At 40.3% G+C, this 20,038-nt stretch carries 22 protein-coding genes and 1 tRNA gene; 13 read left to right on the plus strand and 10 right to left on the minus strand.

Annotated elements, in window-relative coordinates:
• Positions 1-341: 341 nt before the first annotated feature.
• From CVS86_RS01170 to CVS86_RS01180, 3 genes are all read right to left on the minus strand, one after another.
• On the minus strand, positions 342-4,457 hold the full coding sequence (locus CVS86_RS01170) for an Ig-like domain-containing protein (protein ID WP_107790720.1): 4,116 nt from the start codon (positions 4,455-4,457) through the stop codon (positions 342-344).
• A gap of 30 nt (positions 4,458-4,487) precedes the next feature.
• Complete coding sequence (locus CVS86_RS01175) at positions 4,488-4,673, minus strand: hypothetical protein (protein WP_021090166.1); 186 nt, start codon at positions 4,671-4,673, stop codon at positions 4,488-4,490.
• A gap of 127 nt (positions 4,674-4,800) precedes the next feature.
• Positions 4,801-5,175, minus strand: coding sequence for a RidA family protein (locus CVS86_RS01180; protein WP_021090165.1), 375 nt, complete (start codon positions 5,173-5,175; stop codon positions 4,801-4,803).
• 94 nt (positions 5,176-5,269) lie between these two features.
• On the opposite strand from CVS86_RS01180, the gene CVS86_RS01185 reads away from it, so the two are divergent.
• Entirely contained in the window at positions 5,270-5,743 is a 474-nt protein-coding gene (locus tag CVS86_RS01185; RefSeq protein WP_021090170.1) for a hypothetical protein, read from the plus strand.
• Here CVS86_RS01185 and CVS86_RS01190 read toward each other — a convergent pair.
• Genes CVS86_RS01190 through CVS86_RS01200 form a run of 3 tightly spaced genes read right to left on the minus strand, consistent with a single transcriptional unit; the run spans position 5,721 to position 7,719 of the window.
• The gene (locus CVS86_RS01190; protein ID WP_107790721.1) at positions 5,721-6,260 is read right to left on the minus strand and encodes an L-cystine-binding protein TcyA; all 540 of its coding nucleotides are present in this window, start codon (positions 6,258-6,260) and stop codon (positions 5,721-5,723) included. The two genes, CVS86_RS01185 and CVS86_RS01190, sit on opposite strands and share 23 nt — an antisense overlap.
• Positions 6,261-6,303: 43 nt before the next feature.
• On the minus strand, positions 6,304-6,864 hold the full coding sequence (locus CVS86_RS01195) for a Fe-S-containing hydro-lyase (protein WP_021092611.1): 561 nt from the start codon (positions 6,862-6,864) through the stop codon (positions 6,304-6,306).
• A gap of 9 nt (positions 6,865-6,873) precedes the next feature.
• Positions 6,874-7,719: a fumarate hydratase gene (locus CVS86_RS01200; RefSeq protein ID WP_009295312.1), complete on the minus strand. Its 846-nt coding sequence runs from the start codon at positions 7,717-7,719 to the stop codon at positions 6,874-6,876.
• Positions 7,720-7,877: 158 nt separating this feature from the next.
• Here CVS86_RS01200 and CVS86_RS01205 point away from each other — a divergent pair, with 158 nt between their 5' ends.
• From CVS86_RS01205 to CVS86_RS01215, 3 genes are read left to right on the plus strand one after another with little or no spacing between them, the layout of a single operon-like run.
• Entirely contained in the window at positions 7,878-8,441 is a 564-nt protein-coding gene (locus CVS86_RS01205) for a LemA family protein (protein ID WP_103596690.1), read from the plus strand.
• Between the two features lie 10 nt (positions 8,442-8,451).
• On the plus strand, positions 8,452-9,342 hold the full coding sequence (locus CVS86_RS01210; RefSeq protein ID WP_107790722.1) for a DUF3137 domain-containing protein: 891 nt from the start codon (positions 8,452-8,454) through the stop codon (positions 9,340-9,342).
• Between the two features lie 9 nt (positions 9,343-9,351).
• Entirely contained in the window at positions 9,352-10,038 is a 687-nt protein-coding gene (locus CVS86_RS01215; RefSeq protein WP_107790723.1) for a sugar transporter, read from the plus strand.
• Between the two features lie 423 nt (positions 10,039-10,461).
• Here the strand turns inward: CVS86_RS01215 and CVS86_RS01220 are convergent, their stop codons facing one another.
• A complete protein-coding gene (locus CVS86_RS01220; protein WP_012140520.1) occupies positions 10,462-11,802 on the minus strand; it encodes a hemolysin family protein in 1,341 nt (446 codons plus the stop codon).
• A gap of 170 nt (positions 11,803-11,972) precedes the next feature.
• Between CVS86_RS01220 and CVS86_RS01225 the strand changes: the two genes are divergently transcribed.
• Positions 11,973-13,286 (plus strand): sodium-dependent transporter, encoded by a 1,314-nt coding sequence (locus CVS86_RS01225; protein WP_107790724.1) that lies wholly within the window; start codon positions 11,973-11,975, stop codon positions 13,284-13,286.
• A gap of 39 nt (positions 13,287-13,325) precedes the next feature.
• Here the strand turns inward: CVS86_RS01225 and CVS86_RS01230 are convergent, their stop codons facing one another.
• A complete protein-coding gene (locus CVS86_RS01230; protein ID WP_107790725.1) occupies positions 13,326-13,772 on the minus strand; it encodes a DUF411 domain-containing protein in 447 nt (148 codons plus the stop codon).
• 109 nt (positions 13,773-13,881) lie between these two features.
• On the opposite strand from CVS86_RS01230, the gene CVS86_RS01235 reads away from it, so the two are divergent.
• The 7 genes from CVS86_RS01235 (at position 13,882) to CVS86_RS01260 (ending at position 18,417) form a co-directional block, all read left to right on the plus strand.
• Positions 13,882-14,850, plus strand: coding sequence for a putative transporter (locus tag CVS86_RS01235; RefSeq protein WP_021087270.1), 969 nt, complete (start codon positions 13,882-13,884; stop codon positions 14,848-14,850).
• A 71-nt stretch (positions 14,851-14,921) separates the two neighbouring features.
• Entirely contained in the window at positions 14,922-15,044 is a 123-nt protein-coding gene (locus tag CVS86_RS10110) for a hypothetical protein (protein WP_258030984.1), read from the plus strand.
• A gap of 417 nt (positions 15,045-15,461) precedes the next feature.
• Complete coding sequence (locus CVS86_RS01240; RefSeq protein ID WP_107790726.1) at positions 15,462-16,265, plus strand: M48 family metallopeptidase; 804 nt, start codon at positions 15,462-15,464, stop codon at positions 16,263-16,265.
• 2 nt (positions 16,266-16,267) lie between these two features.
• The gene (locus tag CVS86_RS01245; RefSeq protein ID WP_107790727.1) at positions 16,268-16,750 is read left to right on the plus strand and encodes a GNAT family N-acetyltransferase; all 483 of its coding nucleotides are present in this window, start codon (positions 16,268-16,270) and stop codon (positions 16,748-16,750) included.
• A gap of 43 nt (positions 16,751-16,793) precedes the next feature.
• Positions 16,794-16,881: transfer RNA gene (locus CVS86_RS01250), tRNA-Ser, on the plus strand.
• A 248-nt stretch (positions 16,882-17,129) separates the two neighbouring features.
• The gene (locus tag CVS86_RS01255; protein ID WP_107790728.1) at positions 17,130-17,936 is read left to right on the plus strand and encodes a DNA adenine methylase; all 807 of its coding nucleotides are present in this window, start codon (positions 17,130-17,132) and stop codon (positions 17,934-17,936) included.
• Positions 17,926-18,417: a PD-(D/E)XK nuclease superfamily protein gene (locus tag CVS86_RS01260; protein ID WP_103639627.1), complete on the plus strand. Its 492-nt coding sequence runs from the start codon at positions 17,926-17,928 to the stop codon at positions 18,415-18,417. Before CVS86_RS01255 ends, CVS86_RS01260 begins: the two co-directional genes overlap by 11 nt.
• On the opposite strand, the gene CVS86_RS01265 is transcribed toward CVS86_RS01260, so the two are convergent.
• Positions 18,418-18,687 carry a hypothetical protein gene (locus tag CVS86_RS01265; protein ID WP_103639628.1) on the minus strand — a complete coding sequence of 90 codons (270 nt, stop codon included), beginning with the start codon at positions 18,685-18,687 and terminating at the stop codon, positions 18,418-18,420. It lies immediately after the preceding gene.
• Between the two features lie 121 nt (positions 18,688-18,808).
• Here CVS86_RS01265 and CVS86_RS01270 point away from each other — a divergent pair, with 121 nt between their 5' ends.
• On the plus strand, positions 18,809-19,456 hold the full coding sequence (locus CVS86_RS01270; protein ID WP_234399207.1) for a cation:proton antiporter: 648 nt from the start codon (positions 18,809-18,811) through the stop codon (positions 19,454-19,456).
• Here CVS86_RS01270 and CVS86_RS01275 read toward each other — a convergent pair.
• On the minus strand, positions 19,453-19,965 hold the full coding sequence (locus tag CVS86_RS01275) for a chemotaxis protein (RefSeq protein WP_107790729.1): 513 nt from the start codon (positions 19,963-19,965) through the stop codon (positions 19,453-19,455). The two genes, CVS86_RS01270 and CVS86_RS01275, sit on opposite strands and share 4 nt — an antisense overlap.
• Positions 19,966-20,038 lie beyond the last annotated feature (73 nt).

Genomic DNA, 20,038 nt, shown 5'->3' on the forward strand with positions numbered 1-20,038 from the left:
AAAAAACTTTTAATTTTTATATTAGTTTGTCTAATCTATTATTTAATCATAATAGACTGGCTCAATCGATCACTTGTTTAGATTTCAAAGATTGACTAATAGTTTAACAATTGTAAGTTAAAAGAACAACGATAAGAAAAAGGCTTTATTAACGTTGAAGTTAAAGGTGGTTTCTCGTTTCGTGAGCTGGAATTATATATGAGGGATGCTTAAAGATAGTTGAAATAATTGCAAAATATTTTACAAATTTAAATTTTATTTCTGATACATAAAATTGGAGAGCTTCCTTGCTCTCCGTTTGATTTAACGCCACCACTTTGATAGCAAATTTACATCTATGATTACATAGGCTGTGTTACTTCGTCCTTGATCTCGACAGTAACAGTTGTTCCGCTAGTATCATTTGTATATGCGGTATAGCCGTCAGTTGATGCACCTTTTTGCCAGCCAGCATCTTTAAATTCTACTTTGTCTCCAGCATCAGCTGTTATTTTTAGTGTATTGTCACCATCTGTTAAGCTTATGACATCACTTAGTTTAACACTTAAAGTAGTATTTTGGCTCTTGTTAGAGATATTAAGTTCTTCAAAGTTGTGTGCTTGGCTTGCAATACTATCTAAATTTATAGATGTTCCTGGATTAGTGATAGCTAGTTTGTCATAGCCAGTACCACCGTTGATGTCGTTGTTATTGCCTTTGATCCATCCAACTGTTATAGTATCATTACCATCACCTAAATTTATCTTAGAATTTACGACATAGCCTCCAGCTTCTATAACATCATCGCCACTTCCAGTTACGACTTTCGAGTTATCTATGTTTGTGCCAACTTTTAGTTTATTATTGCCGTCACCTAGATATACACCGTACTCTTCTTCAGTTGTTCCTGCGATCTTACCGCTAGCATTCCATATATAACCTCTTACTTCTACATTGTCATCACCGCTTCCAGTTGTGACTTTAGAGTTATCGATATTAGTTCCAACATCAAGCTTATTATTGCCATCGCCTAGATCTACTGTTGACTTACCAGTTATATAACCATCTCCCTTGGTAAATTTATTATTCGCCTCGTCAAAGCCGGTTTTAACTATATCATCACCACTACCCATTTGAACTTTAGAACTAGATATATTTGAATAAACGCTTAGATAATTATCTCCATCACCCAAGTCAACCACAGATCCATCAGTAATATAACGACTACTATGACCTGAGGTTCCGACTACTACCTTGTCATTGCCGCTACCGCCTATAATGGTTCCAGTATCAACATCTGTGCCTATTCCTAGTTCGTTGTTATAGTAGCGAGTTCCGTCGCTATTAACTATATGGCTAGTCATTTTGCTATCCGAAGCTGTGTTGCCAACAGCATCAGTTATCTCTACACTTATTTTTTCATTAGAGCTAATAGTCCTTGTTAAATTTACCTTCCCATCAAATTTTCCATTAGCATCAGTGGCGGCTCTACCTATCTCATGGTCATTTGCATCTTTGATGATAAATTCTCTATTGTGTTCGTCTGAGCTAACTGAGATACGAACGGTTTTAGTTAGTTTGGCATCACCTTCACCTAGATTAATGGTACCTTTATTGCCCAGAATACCTCCTAAGTATCCTCCTATACTTATCTTATCATTTCCTTTACCAGCTAGTACTTCAGCGCCACCTGTAACATTACCACTAACATTAAGAATATCATTGTGGTCACTAAGAGGCATTTTCCCACCTGTTAAATTTCTTACTGGCAATGGCATAGTTCCTGCACCTGGCAAGCTACTACTATCTGCAACAAGATCAACACTTTCTAACTTGATACTTACATGAGTATCTATATCTATCGCATACTCGCCACTTGTCTTGCTAGAGCCACCAATAGTTGCCTTGGCTGTAAATTTATGCTCGCCATCATTTAGTGGAGTGCTAGGTGTAAAGCTCCAGTTACCATCTTTGTCAGCTGTAGTTGTACCCAAAGAGTGTGTACCATCAAAAATTTCGATCGTAGCAAATTTATCTGCTTTGCCTATCAACTCTGGAGTTTTATCATCTGTTTTTCCACCTTTTGATATGTCGCCTGTTATGCTACCAAAATCATCATGTATGGTTGTGATAGTAACATCTTTAACATTTACAGTCTCACGGAAGACATAATTTGCAATGTCGCTTGCGCTATCATTGCCATTTAGGTTAAGATGATCTGTGATGGTCGCATCAACACGAGTTGCGTGAACAAAACCAGCTTCATCTCTACTATATAGAGTTATTTCAGATACATCTATAGCACTGTTATTTACTGATGGGATACCTGCACGTATGACATTACCGCTTGCATCAACCTCGTCAAATGTCACAGAGCCATCAGCCGCTTTGTGGATAATAAATGTCTTAACAGCTGTTGGAGCTGGATTATCATCTGGATATTTTACTACACCAGTATCTGCATAAATTTTGTTATAGTCAGTTATAGCAACTGTTAGTTTATCGCCATCTGAGAAGATACTTGGTAGCTTGATACGTGCTGTTGTGTGGTGTATATCACCATCTAGTCCAGCATATTCCATTTTCATACCAATAGATCCAGGTCCTCCATTGCCTACTACGGCTGGATCAAATTCTTTGCTACCTTCTACAAACATAACAGTTGGGGCTTGCATGCTTTCTCTACTTATATACCTAGAATTCATACCCACACTCGAATCATCTTCGCCTGTTATTTTTACTTCTATGCCACGTGAATGCGTGTGATCATAGTTGGCTGTTGGCATATCGTGGATATCTATACCAAATTTCTCGCCAGCACCATTTGTAGATGTAAGACCAGCTTTTATAGGTGTCTTATCATCAGCTGAAGTGATCTGATCAACTGTCATAGAGCCATCAGCTGCTTTATGAACTAAGAAATATTTATAAGCAGTCGTATCTGTGCCACCTGTTGCAGCTAAAGATGCAGCACTAGGTCCAAAACCATATTTTACGGTTATAACGTCGCCATCTTGGATATTATCAGGCAATGATATGCGAGCTGTGGTATGGTTTATGTCACCATCAAGTGCAGCCGTGGCTCTATCATACCTCCTAGTAGTATCTATGTTGCCAGTTTTCATATCGCTTAAAACATTACCATTCTTATCAAGCTCTACAAATTCAACGTCAGCCATTTTGACATTTTCAAATTTAACACTTGAAGTAGCTTTAAGGGTTGTGCCTTCTAGCTCAGCTGTGATACTAGCTGCATTTCCACGAACTGTTTGATAGTGGTTATAGTCATAGCTAACCTTTATGCCATTATCGCCGTCAAATACATTGTTGCCTTTTGTATCTATAACGCTTGTAACGTTGCCACTAGCATCTTTATGAACTGTGTAGTAGTCATTTATACCAGTGCCTACGACATGGATCTTGCTGCCATCCTTTGCAAGGTTTGGTATGCTGATAGTTGCAGTAGCTTTTGCGCCATCCTCAGCATAGTTCTCACCTCTTGTGATAGTGCCGTTGCCATCTGCGTCATCATTAAATTTGATAGTAAATTTATCTGGAGCAGTAGTCTCGCCTGTGGCTGTGTTGCCAGCGCCATCAGTAGCCTTTGCAGTCACTGGAGTGTTGTCTTTTGTCGCATCGTCGCTGATAGTGACCTTGCCACTATGTGGATCAAGCTTGAAAGCACCTGTTGGAGCTGTCGTCTTGCCAGGAGTGCTATCTACGACCCAGCCAGCACTTGGGTTTTTGACTACGGTGATTGTTTGCGTGTTGCCGCCATTATCTGTGTATGAAATTTCAACCTTTGTCGCGTCATTGTCGTGAGATACTACTTCAACCGTTCCGTCATGTTTTGGTGTTAGGTCAATGCTTACCTCGTGATCTTCATCTATATTACCAATAGCTGGCTCGCTTGGATTAGATGGATTATTTGGATTAATTATCTCAGCAACTACTGGGTTGTTGCCAGGTTTAACTGGAACATCAGGGATGCTTACCTTGCCACCATTATCAAGATCTTCTTTAGTGATCTCTTTCTCACCTACTTTATTTCCATTCTCATCTTTAATGATTAATTTATCACCTGGTTTTACACTGCCATCTGTTGGAACTGTAACATCTACAGTTGTCTTACCATGGTCATTGTCATTATTGGTGTTTTCATCATCAGATATTTTACCATCATGGTTGCTATCTTCTGGGAATTCTATCTTAGATGGTTTGTTCGGAATTCTAGTAAGATCTGGATTAATTGTTGCTTCGTCACCACCAGCATTACCAGCTGCGCCGCTTACGCCGCCTATCCTCTCAGCACCTCTTGCACTGTTTAGATCACCTATAGAGCGGAAATTTTCATTGATATTTGAGTAGTGACCACCCTCATCAAACGACGCTGCACCAAGGCTAACGCCATCTCCACCACCAGCGGCAGTCTCCTCTATTTTTGTTAGATCTTCGCCGTTTAACAACGCTTTTTGCAAGTCACTAACATCTGCTACAGTATTTGGTTTTTATCCTGCGGCTACATTTTCGTCAAGCTTTAACGACTCATCACCCAAGATGGTGACATCTTTGCCATTATCCATTGAAACTACGGCTTTAGAAGAAGCTGAAGAGGTCTTTACAACCTCCCCAAGATATAAAGCGTCGCCAACTTTTAAAACGCGGCTAACGCCATTTTGATCTACAGCTACCACTAAGCCTGAGATTTGTTTGATTACTCCTACTTGAGTTTGTATGTCTATCCTTATCGTAAAATAAATTTTACGTAATTTTAAGACATTTTAATCTTCTTTGTATATTGTACTTGGTACAGTTGTGACATTATTGTGCTGCGATAACCTCAATTTCTACAAGTGCATCTTTTGGCAAAGTCTTCACAGCCACCGTGCTTCTGGCTGGATATGGCTCTTTGAAAAATTTAGCGTATGTGACATTTACCTTGGCAAAATCTGCCATATCTGCTAAAAAGATCGTAGTCTTTACGACATTATCAAAACTAAGTCCAGCCTCAGCCAAAATGTTTTGTAAATTTGTAAGTGACTGCTCGGCTTGTGCCTCTACGCTACTACCTGCAAACTCGCCCGCTGGTGTGACGCCAAGCTGACCTGAGATAAATAAAAATCCATTCGCACTAATCGCCTGAGAATATGGTCCGATCGCTTGCGGTGCATTTTTAGTTGAAATTTGTTTTTTCATATTTTATCCTTTGAAATTTGGCAAAATCCTACTATAAATTTCTAAATTTTTAGGCACCAAAGGCTATAATGAACAAAATTTCAAAAGGACAAAGATGCAAATAACCCTTGCACCAAACGAATTTTTAGATGGCTACGTGCTTGGTGCGCAGCTCGCCAAAAACGCTAGCATCTCATCAAACGCCTATCTTTTTTGGAAAAATGCTATCAGCGCTAAATTTGAAAACTCGCGCATCGTTTTTATTAGAAAAAAGAGCGTCCCAGAGAAATTTAAAAACGCGCTAGAAGAGTGCACGCCCTTAAATGGTCTTGTGCCAACTGGCGTTTTTTGTTCATTTACCTCGCTTGCCCCTTCGCACCTTGTCGCCAAAAATGGCTCTAAAATTTATGATCTTTTTGAATTTCATGAAATTTGCGGTATCAAATTTTTAAATTTAAAGAAATTTTATGATGATTTCGAGCTTAACTACTCGTATAGAATTTATATAGAAAAGTGCAAATTTTTCTCGCCAGCGCCCTTTGAAAAGCGCATAAAACTGACTGAGACTATGTGTCTTGGCTACTACTAGCCACCTCGTAAACGATTAGCGCCTCGGTTTTGTAGCCACCACACCCATCTTTATATAGCAAAATTTCGTCGTTTTCTCTTTTGGTGTAAATTTTAATGTGAGCGGCATTTGTGCTCTCGTCGTAGTCTTCATATATAAATTTAAACTCCTCGCTACCCAGCGTGACAAACTGCAGTGCCTGAAACGAAACAGCAAGCACTATCTCCTCGCTAATGCCACTTGCTCTAAATTTATCAGCTAACTTCACTGCAAACGACCCCACGTCGCTAAAATACTCCTCAGGGCTTTCATACTCGCTTTCAAAAACTACAATCTCATTTAGCGACCACTCATTTTGCGTCTTGTTTTGCTCAAATTTCTGCCTTTTTCTTATGGCAGCTTTTAAAAATATCCCTTGGGGTTTTAAGATAAAGCCCTCGTTTAAAATTTGCTTTAGCTTTAAATTTCTAATTTCACTTTTGGTTTTGGTAAAAAATCTAAGTAGTGGCTTTGCTTGATCGTTGCAAAAAGTTTTCATTTTGGGAGAAATTCCGCTAGCTTAGGCTGCTAGCGGATCAAATTTAGATTTTTTTGTAAGGTGCTTGGCCGACTTCGTAGAAGTTATTGCCCTCGCAGTCGATAGCGACTATCGCTGGGAAGTCCTCTACTGTGAGCCTTGCGACTGCCTCTGGTCCTAGCTCTGGATAGGCTAGTACTTCATATTTTTTGATGCTTTGGCTAATGACCGCTCCGATACCGCCGATAGCGACCATATAAACACAGCATGATTTTTTCATAGCCTCGACTACGGCGTCGTTGCGATATCCCTTGCCGATCATGCCATTTATGCCAACTTCATTTATCATAGTTGGTGTGTATTTGTCCATTCTGCCGCTTGTTGTTGGACCTGCTGCGCCGATAGCTTGGTTTGGTTTAGCTGGTGTTGGTCCGACGTAGTAGATAGTCTCGCCCTTTAGCTCAACTGGCAACTTCTCGCCACGTGCTAAAGCCTCTGTTAGTGCCTTGTGAGCGGCGTCACGAGCTGCGATGATAGTGCCTGAGATTAGGACATTGTCGCCTGCTTTTAGGCTCTTTACCACCTCTTTATCAAATGGTGCTGTTATTCTTTTTACTTCTGACATGTTATCTCCTTAAAGCTCGGCGTCTGCGTGGCGTGCAGCGTGGCAGTTGATATTTATGGCTACTGGTAGGCCTGCGATGTGAGTTGGATACCACTCGACATTTACTTTTATGGCAGTTGTATCGCCACCAAGCCCTTGAGGACCGACGCCTGTTTTGCTAGCAAGCTCAAGAAGTTCATCTTCTAGTTTTGCATATCTAGCATCGGCATTTTTGCTATCTACTGGACGAACTGCAGCTTGCTTGGCTAGAAGTGCAGCTTTATCCATAGTGCCGCCTATACCAACGCCTATTGTCATTGGAGGGCAAGCGTTTGGTCCAGCGTATTTTACAGCCTCTAAAAATACCTTTTTAACGCCCTCTATGCCATCAGCTGGCACAAGCATTTTTAGTATTGATTTGTTCTCACTGCCAAAGCCTTTTGGAGCGACTTTTATCTTTAGCTTATCGCCTGGGACGATCCTAGTGTGGATGACTGCTGGAGTGTTGTTTGTGGTGTTTTTTCTCTCAAAAAGTGGCTCAGCAACGACTGATTTTCTAAGATAGCCCTCAGTGTAGCCCTTTGCAACGCCTTCGTTGATCGCATCTTCGATATATCCGCCCTCGATATGCACATCCTGACCGATCTCGACAAAGACAACCGTCATGCCCGTATCTTGGCAAATAGGCGCAACGCCCTCTTCTGCTAGCTTGGCATTTTGCAAAATTTTGCCCAAGATATCTTTACCTAGAGATGAGCTCTCGGTGGTTTGAGCCTTTGTAAAAGCAGCCTTTAGATCTGGTGTAACAACGTAACAGGCTTGTTTGCAAAGCTTTGCAACAGTCTCTTTTATATCTTTTACGTTTACCGTTCTCATTTATCCTCCTCGTAAAAAACAATTTTTAATTATATAAATTATATGTAAAATTTAAGATTAAATTATAATATTAAATTTAATCACCCAACCTCGGTGTTTAAATACTCTTAAGCAACTTTGGATAAACTACAACAAACTTAAATTTCAAAGGAAAAGTTATGAATTCGTTAGTCATCGTGATACTTGTTGTCGCAGTCATTTTTGTCTTTTTCATCAGCCTTTACAACTCACTTGTTGCAAAGCAAAACCAGGTAAAAAGCGTGGAGGCTGGCATCGACGCGCAGCTAAAAAGAAGATATGACCTCATACCAAATTTAGTAGCCACTGCAAAAGAGTACATGGTGCATGAAAAGGGCTTGCTAGAAAACATCACTGCCCTCAGAGAGAGTGCTAGAAGTGCATCAACAAATGAGGAGAAATTTGAGCTAAATAACAAAATTTCAGGCTTGCTAAATGGCCTTAGAGTGAGCGTAGAAAACTATCCTGATCTAAAAGCAAATCAAAATTTACTTCACATCCAAAGCACGCTAAATGAGATTGAAGAGCAAATTTCAGCTGCGCGCCGTGCTTACAACTCAGCTGTTGAAATTTACAACAACGCCACACAGATGTTTCCTTCAAACATCGTAGCTTCAATGTTTGGCTTTCACAAAGATGTGTTTTTTGATATCCCTGAAAATGAAGCAGTTGCTCCAAACGTCGGTGATCTTTTTAAAAAATAAGGCATAAAAAATGCAAGCAGACGAACTAAAGGGCATCGATCTAAGCGACCTTGACGAGCTTGAAAAAGAGCGTCTTGCTATGGGGCAAAAAGCCTTTAAAATGATCGTTTATGGCTTTCTTGGCATCATAGTTATAAGTGGTTTTTTGGCATCACTGCACCTTGGAAATTTATTTTTCTTTTTGCTAATAGGCGGAGTTTTTTATCTTGGCAAGACTATAAATGGGCTAAAAAACGAGCTTGTAGCAAAATTTAAACAAAAAGTAGTTGGCGTCATTGTAAAAAACTATGGTCTAAATTTCAGCGCAAATGGCGGACTAAGTTTGAATGATTTTTTAAAAATTTATGACGCTGACGTAAATAGACACTACGCGGAGGATATGATCTACGGACAGATCGATAACACGCAGTTTAAGCTTTGTGATTTTTATGCAGCAAAAGAGACGCAAGGCGAGAAACGCACCACCACAACGGTGAAATTTCAAGGCATCTTGCTAAAGGCTGAGTTTAAAAAAGAGCTAAACGCCACGATTTATGTCTGCGATAAAAAGCGAACTTCTGATCTAAGAAGCGATGGCGAGCAAGCGACGATGGATAATCCTAAATTTAATGAGCTTTTTAAGACCTACACGACCGATCAGATCGCTGCTAGATACGCTTTGTCACCAAGACTAATGGAAAATTTTAACAACCTAAGAACTAAATTTAACGCTCCGCTCTCGGCAGTCTTTTTAAAAAATGAAATTTTCATCGCGATCGATCTTAGAAAGGATAGCTTTGAGCCTGATCTTAAAAAGCCGATAAACAGCAACGAGAGCGTGCAAAACTACATCGCAGGAGTTAGCGACTTTGTGGAGATCGTGCGTGATCTGGAGCTAAATAAAAACATCTGGAAGAGCTAAATTTATAAAATGCCAGATAAGACAAAGCTCAAAGAGGGCGACATATTTTACGTCTATAATGATTACTACAAGAGATATTTCTTTGGCAAAATCTTAGTTGATATTAAAAACCGCCTTGTAAAGCGAGCGAATGAGGGCCTTCTTTGGCCGCTTGATTTTTTTAGTGACTGCTACTTGGTTGCTATTTATAAAGATATAGCAGATACGCCAGTGCTAAAAAGCCGTGAATTTATAATCCCAGGTAGCTTCATCTACAAAAGCAGTTTCAACCGCAAAAATGAAGACGGCATAAAGTGGGTCTATTATGATCACGAAGATATCAACTACCAAGAGCTAGAATTTCCAGAGTATATCGTAAGTAGCAATGATAAAATTTGCCTACAACGGGGAGAGCTTAGCATACCAACTGGCTTAACTCGCGCGCAATATGAGAATGAATTTAACATTACTGGCAACAAAACTGGCGGCATAAACTACTCAAATGCCCTGCTTTTACAAGGCTTGCCAGCGTATAAAGAGAGGATAGACTATAGCGATCTTCGCCTTTTGCCAGAGCTTCGTAAAAAGCTCTATGAGATGATAGGCGAGGATCCAGACATGCCGTACTACGAGCTAGCATTAAAGCATGGCAAAGATCTGCACGCTTTTATCAAGATAAATTTACACATAAAAATAGATAAGCAAATTTGGCTATAAAAGAGCCATTAAGAGGCGTTTTAAAATTTAACAAAAGAATTTAGCTCTTTCGCTGCAGCCTAGATGAGCGCGATAGAGAAATTTATGACGAAATTTCGTGACATCGCATCTCCCAGTCAAGGTTAATTAACTTTAGTAAATTTAAATATCACAAACAAGATTACTCGGCTACTTTTGCAAGTGGATGATAAATTTAAAACTAGCAAGCCATTTTAAAATTTATAACCAAATTTACAAAAAAGCGGCGGTAACGTTTTAGAGAGCTATTTAAAAAGGGTAGTGCTACTTTAAATTTTGTGGTTTTGTGAGATAAATTTGATGGCTTAGAGTCTTTAAAAAGCACAATGCCACTTAAATTTGCCCTATTTTTTATGATTTTGCGAGGTTAAATTTAATGGCTCAAAAAGCCATTAAATTTATAAACTAAGCCTGAGCAGGCTCCTCTTCTTCTTTTATCTTTTTTCTAACTTTTACGCGTGAGATGCTAGCTCCATCCATCTTTCTCACCTCGTAGTAGCAGTTTTCATCCTCGATCTTGTCACCAACTACTGGCAAACGACCGATAAGATTAAAGACATATCCGCCGATCGTGACTTGATCGGTCTCTTCATCAAAACTTATACCAAGAAGCTCCTCAACGCTCTCTAGATCGTATCTGCCTTGGAATTCATAGATGTTTTCATTTATCTTTTTATAGTGCTGATCGACCTCGTCGTGCTCGTCGTTAAAGTCGCCAAGCACCTCCTCCATGATATCCTCCATCGTAAGAAGTCCAGCCGTGCCGCCATACTCATCGACGACAAGCGCAGCTGAAATTTGCTCCTTGTTCATCATCACAAGCACCTTTGATATAGAAAGGCTCTCAGGCACGATGACAAATTTACGCACGATCGCGTCAAAACTCTTCTCTTTATCCTCGCTAAAATGCAGCTGCAAGATATCTCTAATGTGTATCATGCCCAAAATGATATCTTTTGAGCCGTCTATATAAGGGTAGCGAGTATATTTTGACTCAAAAACGACTTGTAAATTCTCTTCAAAGCTCTTTTGTTTATTTATACAGATCATGTCGCGTCTTGGCGTCATAACCTCTTTTGCTACCGTGTCACTAAAATCAACTGCATTTTTGATAAGCTCAGTCTCAAAACTATCAAGCACGCCGCCCTTTAAGCTCTCGCCAACGATGATCTTGATCTCCTCTTCAGAGTGTGCTAGCTCATTCTCTTTTGCTGGCTGGATGCCTAAAATTTTAAGTCCAAATGTAGCTAGGATATCAAAAAGCTTTATGATAGGCGAAAAAAGTATCCAGAAAAAGTGAAGCGGACGAGCGATTTTAAGCACTGCTGATTCTGATTTGGCTATGGCGACTGACTTTGGCACAAGCTCGCCCATAACGACGTGAAGTAGCGTGATAAGCGTAAATGCGATCGCAAAGCCGACTGTATGAACTAAGATATCGCTAAGATTAAAAACATTTTTAAGTGGGGCTTCTATGAGCCTTGCGACTGCTGGCTCACCGATCCAACCAAGAGCAAGTGAGCTTAGCGTGATGCCAAGCTGAGTGGCGCTAAGATAGGTATCAAGCTTGTTTGACATCTCAAAAGCAAGCTGGGCGTTTGGCTTTTTCTCTTTGATAAGCTCTTCAAGTCTAGACTTTCGAACCTTGACAAGGGAAAATTCCGACAAAACAAAAAATGCGTTTAGTAAAATGAATATAATGGCAAGTATTACCATTAAAAGCGAGTTATCGCTACTGGGGTACAATTATGATCCTTAAGAGTTAAAAATTTTGGCTGATTATAGCGAATTTATATTTAGCGGTCAAATTAGCCGTGCCCAAAAGTAACAACGTTTCTTAAATTTAAGATTTATAAAAAGTTCTTAAATCATATTTTGGTAACATTATTTTCATCACTAAATTTATGGATTTTACAATGAGTAAAAAGAATTTTTCATCACGCTGGGCGTTTATCTTAGCTTGCGTTGGATCCGCCGTTGGCATGGCAAATGTCTGGGGCTTTCCTTACAAACTTGGTACAAATGGTGGCGGAGCGTTTTTGCTCATCTACGTTTTTTTTGTAGCTCTTTTTTCATACGTTGGCCTAAGCGCTGAGTATGCGATCGGCAGGCGCGCAAAGACTGGCACACTTGGCTCTTACAAATACGCATGGGAGAGTAGAAATTTAGGCGTCATAGGCAGTATCATCGGCTGGCTTCCACTTGCTGGCTCACTTTGCATAGCCATAGGCTACGCAGTCATCATCGCTTACGTGCTAAAAGCTCTCACGCAGGCACTTACTGGCTCGTTTATGAGCGTTGATACAAATGTCTGGTTTGACTCCTTTGCTCTTGCTGAGTACTCAGTCTTGCCCTATCACTTCATAGTCATCGTTGGCACGCTTCTTACGCTATTTTTTGGAGCAAAAAGCATCGAAAAGACTAATAAAATCATGATGCCACTATTTTTCGTCTTATTTGCCATTTTGGCTATAAATGTTGCGATGCTGCCAAACGCATTTGAGGGGTATAAATTTCTATTTATCCCTGACTTTAGCAAGCTTGAAGATCCGATGGTATGGGTCACTGCGATGGGTCAAGCCTTTTTCTCGCTCTCTATCACGGGATCAGGCATGATAGTTTATGGAGCATATCTTTCAAAAAACGAAGACGTCGTTGCAAGTGCGAAAACTACGGCATTTTTTGACACGCTTGCAGCGCTTGTGGCAGCACTTGTCATGATCCCAGCGGTCTTTGCCTACGCTATGGACCCAGCTGGCGGGCCAAAGCTACTTTTCGTAACGCTTCCTAAAATTTTACAAAATATGATCGGCGGTCAAATTTTTGCGATCATACTATTTACCGCGGTCATCTTTGGTGGCATCACCTCGCTTCAAAATATGTTTGAGGTCGTGGCTGAGTCGCTTATGCATAAATTCCCGCGCCTTAGCAGATTTTGGGTGCTTGCTCTGCTTTGCGTAGTTTGCTTTGGGGTTGGAGCATTTATGGAGCCTATTAGCAGCTGGGGACCTTGGATGGACTTTGTCTCTATCTACATCATCCCAATCGGCGCAGTCATCGGCGCAATATCTTGGTTTTGGATCATTAAAAAAGAAGAAATTTTAGACGAGGTAAATTCAGGAGCAAATAAAACTTACGGCTCATTTTGGTATTTTGTAGGTAAATTTATCTATGTGCCAATAGCCTTTTTGCTCTGCATCATCGCCATTAGCAAGGGAATTTCTTTTTAACTTAGCCCATCAAAAGACGAGCTAAGTCTAAATTTGAAGTTATTTTAGCTTTTTAGAGCCGGTGTAAGTAGCAAAGACCTCTTGCGAGCCATCTTTTTTAAAGAGTATGACGTCGTATTGCTCGGCTTTACCGCCTTGCTCCATACCTTGACTCTCCATAGGCATGCCAGGCACTGCGATACCAACGACATCTTTTGGTTTAAGCTCAAGCAGGCGCTTGACCTCATCAGCTGGCACGTGACCCTCGATAACGTAGCCATCAACGATAGCTGTGTGGCAGCTTGAAAGCTCTAATGGCACGTGAAATTCTTTTTTAACCTTGACCATATCATCTACTTTTATGGTCTCTTCGCTAAAGCCAGCTTTTTGCATAGCATTGGCCCAGTTGCCACAACAACCACAAGTTGGGCTTTTATAGACCTTCATATCGGCCCCAAGCGCTAAGGTCGCACAAAGGCTAAGGGCTAAAAATGCAAATTTCTTCATCATTTTCCTTTACGTTAAAATTTGCAAAATGATATAGTTTGGATTTAAATTTTATATAAATGCTTAAACCTTGCCTGCTATAATTGCCAAAATTTACAAAAGGCACTTTATGTTTTCATCATTTTTCAAAGACAAAAAATGGGCGCTTTGGGCTTACGGCGGAGCGATATTTATCATCTTACTACTTGTCTATCAAACGCATCTAAACGTCCGCATTAACGAGTGGTATAAAAATTTCTACGACATCGTGCAAAACTCAAAAGATCACAAAGTAGATGAGTTTTGGCGCGAGATATTAAATTTCATAAAGATCGCCATGCCTTACGTCGTGACCTACACGGTGATATCGTTCTTTGCGAGCCACTGGGTCTTTCGCTGGAGGGAGGCGATGACTTTTAAATACCTCAAATTTTGGCGAAACTGCCAAAATGACATCGAAGGTAGCTCGCAGCGTATCCAAGAGGACATCTACCGCTTTGCTAAGATCATGGAGAGCCTTGGCGTGCAGGTTTTAAAGGCGTTTATGACGCTCATCGCCTTTATACCGGTGCTTTGGGAGCTAAGCAAGAGTGTGAGCCTACCTTACATCAAAGACATCGAGGGCTCGCTGGTTTATATCGCTCTACTAATTAGCATCGGAGGCCTCATCGTATCGTGGTTTGTAGGCATAAAGCTACCACATCTTGAGTATAACAACCAAAAAGCAGAGGCGGCGTTTAGAAAAGAGCTAGTTTATGGCGAGGATGATAAGCTCAAATTTTGCCAGCCAAACGTCATGCTAGAGCTTTTTACAGGGGTCAAGCTAAACTATTACAAGCTATTTTTGCACTACGGCTACTTTAATCTTTGGCTCATCTCGTTTTCGCAAATTTTAGTCATCGTGCCTTACATCATCATGGGAAATGGCCTATTTAGCGGTGTCATCACACTTGGTGTTTTGATCCAAGCTAGCAACGCTTTCTCGCAGGTCAGAGAGAGTTTTAGCGTCTTTATAGATAACTGGACGACGATAACGGAGCTAAGATCGGTCAATAAGCGTTTGAGAGAATTTGAGAGAAATATAGACTATAAAGCGTAGGGGTTAAATTTAGGGTATAGCGTCTAAATTTTGATTTTATGCGATGCAAATTCGGGCAAATTTTAAAATTTATGAACGAGCATATCACGGCTCTAAATTTAGTGCTAAACGAAGTGCAGCCTAAATTTAGTAGTCTGCTAAGGCGAGCGAGTAAGATTTTAAAATTTGTAAATTTACTTAGTCAAATCAAGTGAATGTCAAGCAAATTTTAAAATTTCATGAACGAGTAATTTCGGCTCTAAAATTTGAGCTAAGCTACAAGCGAAGCCAAATTTTAGTAGTCAATTCTTGCAAGTGAGTGAAAGTTTTAAAATTTGCAAAATAGATTTTTTATAAATTTAAAGTTTTATTTCTTTGTTAAGGGGGAAGAGGCTTGAATTACGAAGTCGCTCCCTTCCCCCTTAACAATCCCCTAACCCCGACGACGTTAGAGGTAGCATGCTTCAGTGCTTTGCACTGCATGCAGTCTAAAACTCTGGTAAATTTTAAAATTTACAAAAGTAGTAATTTTCTATTTTTAAAATCGCAAAATTTAAATTTCACCCCTCGTTTAACAATGCATATCCAACACAAGCTATAATACGCCAAATTTTAATCCAAAAAGGATGAAAATGAAAAAAATTTTACTTACGTTATTAACAGCTAGCATGCTTATCACTGGCTGCACGAGCGTCACAAAGTCAGGCGTCGTGGGCGCAGATCGCAAGCAGTTCATGCTAGTATCTTCTGAAGCGATGGAGCAAAGCTCGGCTCAAGCTTATGTCAAGACGCTCACAGCTGCTAGAAGCAAGGGCGAGCTAAATGTCGATCCGATCCTCACAAAAAGGGTTCAAGATATCGCAAGAAGGCTGATCGCGCAAACTGGCGTTTTCAGAGAGGATGCCCTAAAATGGAAGTGGCAAGTAAATGTCATAAACGAAGATACGCTAAATGCTTGGTGCATGCCAGGGGGCAGGATCGTCGTTTATAGCGGTATTATTAAAAAGCTAAATTTGACAGATGCGCAGCTAGCAGCGGTCATGGGTCACGAGATCGCCCACGCGCTTAGAGAGCACAGCAGGGAGCAAGCGAGCACCGACCAGCTCAAAAACATCGGCATCTTCGCAGTCGCAACCGCCACAGGACTTGGCGACCTTGGCGCAAGCGCTCTAAATTTAGCCAGCCAATACACCATCTCACTGCCATTTTCTCGCTCACACGAGACCGAGGCCGATCACATCGGCACTGAGCTAATGGCAAGAGCTGGATACGATCCAAAAGAGGCGGTCGAAGTTTGGGTTAAAATGAGCAAGATGAATGTCGGCAAAGTGCCTGAAATTTTAAGCACTCACCCATCAAACGAGAGCAGGATCAAGGATCTAAAAGAGATCGCAGCAAAGCTTGAGCCGATCTATCAAGCAACCAAAAAAGGTTAGGCTTGATCGAGCGAGCAAATTTAAGCGACCTTGAAGCGATCACGCAAATTTATAATGACTACATACTAGAAAGAAGTGCGACTGCTGATATGCGGCCAGTTAGCACAAAGGAGCGAGAGCCTTGGTTTAACGCCCACGGCGGCTCGCGCCCTATTTTTATCTACAAAGAAAATGATGAAATTTTAGGCTACTGCTCGCTAAGTGACTTTAACCCAAAAATTGCTTACGATATAAGCGTAGAGATAAGCATATATGTCGCTAAAAAAGCCCTTAAAAGGGGCATCGGCAAGCAGCTTTTAGCCCACAGCCTAAATGAAGCTAGAGGGCTAAATTTAAAAAACGTCATCGCACTAATCTTTAGCAAAAACGAAGCAAGCCTTGGGCTATTTTTGAAATTTGGCTTTGAAAAATGGGGCGAACTGCCTGGCGTTTGTCTGATGGATGGCGAGTATAAAAATGTCGTTATCTTGGGGCTAAAGCTCTAAAAGCCAAGCATTAAGCAAATGAAGATATAATCACCTTCTTCTTGGGTAGATGTCCGAGCGGTTTAAGGAGCACGCCTGGAACGCGTGTGTGGGGCAACTCACCGAGAGTTCGAATCTCTCTCTACCCGCCAGAAATTTGACAAAATTTTACTTAAAATATTAACTTTATTTTAGTTAGTAATATATAGCTATGCCCTACAAAAACAAAGGGCTCATTTAAAAACTTTATAAGTTTAACTTTATTAATATTTGCTTTATAACTTGAACTTTTATACAAAAAATAGCGTTTTAAATCACTTTTATACTACGTAATCATAATAACTGTTAGTTTCTCAAAAAGTATTTTATGATATAATTTTATTGCATTTTGGAGGATATTATGAAAACATTTTTAAAATGGGCAGGCAACAAGAGCCAAATAAAAGATATTGTAAAAAAGTATATAGATTGCAAAAATAGGTTTATAGAGCCTTTTGCGGGCAGTTGTGCAATATCTTTAAATGTTGATGCAAAAAATTATATTATCTCCGATATAAATAACGACCTGATAACACTTTATAAAACCGTAATAGCGGACGATAGCTTTATTGGATACACAAAATCTTTCTTTGATGTAAAGAATAATACACAAGAAAAATTTTATGAACTCAGAGAAATATTTAACCTTACAAAAGACCAAAGATTAAAGTCAGCTCTTTTTATTTATTTAAATAGACATGGGTTTAATGGCCTTTGTAGATATAATAGCAAAGGCAGCTTTAACGTACCTTTTGGAAAATACAAAGCCCCGTATTTCCCCGAGAAAGAAATGCTAGATTTTAGGGATAAGCTAAAAAAAGCTAAATTTTTATGCCAAGATTTTAGAAAAACTATGGCGAGTGCAAAAAAAGGCGATGTTGTGTATTGTGACCCACCATACATCCCACTATCTAAAACGTCAAACTTTACGTCTTATGTACAGGACGGCTTTAATAAACAAGATCAAATAGATCTCATGAATATAGCGCAAGGCTTGAGAGAAAAAGGCGTAAAGATCATTATCTCAAACCACAATAATGAGTTTTCACAAAATCTTTATAGTGGCGCCAATCTAATAGAAGAGTTTGAGGTACAAAGATATATTTCATGTATCGGCGAAAAAAGAAGCAGGGCTGGAGAAGTTTTGGCGGTATACCATGCCGGGTAGAACGCAAGGGAACGCCGCCAATAGTTCCGGTAATGTTTTGGAGCAAGCCGTTATATCAACCATGACAGCTAAAGATTTTGCACTGGTAAGTTATAGCAAGTGGGCCAAACATCCGGGTGCCTACGGTGGCGAACTACTTTTAAAAAACGTCCCATATGATACTATATATGGGCATAGTGGGAAGACTGAGTTTTTATTAAAAAGTGCGGCACGGGGATTAGAAATAAGAATAGAGTGTAAATGGCAACAAGCAGCAGGGAGTGTTGATGAAAAATTTCCGTATCTTTACTTAAATTGCATTGAGGCAATGCCGGAGAATCATATTATTATTTTGGTCGATGGCGGTGGCTACAAGCAAGGTGCCATCAAGTGGCTAAATACCGCCGTCAATAGGAGGCGGTATCAATCCCAAAACAATGGCAAAACCATCCAAGTTATGAAACTTGTTGAGTTTATTAGGTGGGCAAATAAAAATTTTTAATTAAAAAGTACAGACCTCCCCATAATATTCAAAAACTCCCCTTAAATAGCCCAAAGCAAAAGCCGCATGAGGGCTTTTGTGCCTTACGGTTCCTGCTTGGCTTTCATCTAGGTTGTCAAAATTAATATTTAAAAATGCCTGTAGTCTTCTTCCGGCTTCAAGTCCAGCCTCATATGCGCACCCCGCGCATTTATGGCGACCGTCTCCCCCCTGATCGTTTGGCAACGAAGCAAATTCGTTGTTGTGCCTATGATCTTTTTGACAAATCATGTAGTCTCCTATTTAAAAGATTATCTACTTTATTATTTTTTTTCTTAATTCCTGATATATTTTTTACTTTAAAAAAGTATTACATTGGTACACAGGGGTACACAGGTATACAAGTGGCGTTTTGGTCACTGCCGTGCTCATCGTTATCCGCCTCATGGCATCTTATGGCGCCGTTTATATCACGATGTTTATGAAGCGCTTTATCAGTGTGGCGGACGATCGCAACCCAGGCAAAGCGACACCTTTTATCGTTGGCTGGGCTGGCATGAGAGGCGTAGTCTCGCTGGCTGCGGCACTTTCTATCCCTGCCATGGCTGGGAGCGAGCCATTTCCGCACAGAGACCTCATCTTGTTTATAACATTTGTCGTGATCTTGCTAACGCTTGTGGTTCAGGGCTTAAGCTTGCCACTGCTCATCAAAAGTGTGAAATTTCCAGACTTTAACGACCACATGCCAAATGAGCTTGCAAGGATCAAGATCAAAAAGGCGCTTGCGCAGGCTTCGCTTAAATTTAAAAAAGAGAAATTTGTTGGCGATGAGAATTTCTTATTTCAAAAGCTTGAAGAGGTTTGGAATTTCGAGCTTGAGAGTGAAAATTTTGAGATCAGCGACGAGACTAGACAGAGATATTTTGAAATTTTAGAGGAGCAAAGAAAGGCACTTTGTGAGCTAAATAAAGATCCAAAGATCGATGAAGAGGTGATTAGGACGTTTTTATATCACATCGACCTTGAGGAGCAGAGGTGGCAGCCACATAGCGAGCACTAAAATTTTCTCCCGACGCTGCAGCTTACCGCGCCGCAAAATCTCTTGCCAAATTTGGCCTCGACGATGAGCACAAGCACGAAAAATATCTTCTCATCGTTTAACCGTGCGATCTGGCGCAGGGTCTGGCTGGCATTATTAAATTTAACATCATTTTCGCGCAAACTCTTGCAAAACTCAGTCTCGTCAAAGCCAAGCATGCGTGAAATTTCACTGATCGTGTAAGGCTCAAGCGAGGCGATGATGCGGTCCATGTTGCACATAGTTGGATTTTTGCGGTGCGTGGTGACGTCGATTATCTCATTTACGAGCTTTACTAGTTTTCTTCTGCGGTTAAAAAGGTGCAAGATCACGGCACAAACGATCAAAGCTCCTGCAAATTTATGCGCGCTCATCATCCACTCACTATAATCACCCATGGCGAAATTTAGCCCAGTAAATGCAAGCAGGCAGATACCACAAGCAAGAGCGCAAACAAGACAAAATTTATATATCACTTCTACTTTAAGCAATGCAAATTCCTTAGTTTTCTTGAAATTATACACCCCTGAGCAAAAAATGAAGGGCGCCAACTAGAAATTTAGC

It is taken from the genome of Campylobacter concisus (genome assembly GCF_003048605.1).
Lineage (GTDB): Bacteria > Campylobacterota > Campylobacteria > Campylobacterales > Campylobacteraceae > Campylobacter_A > Campylobacter_A concisus_BM.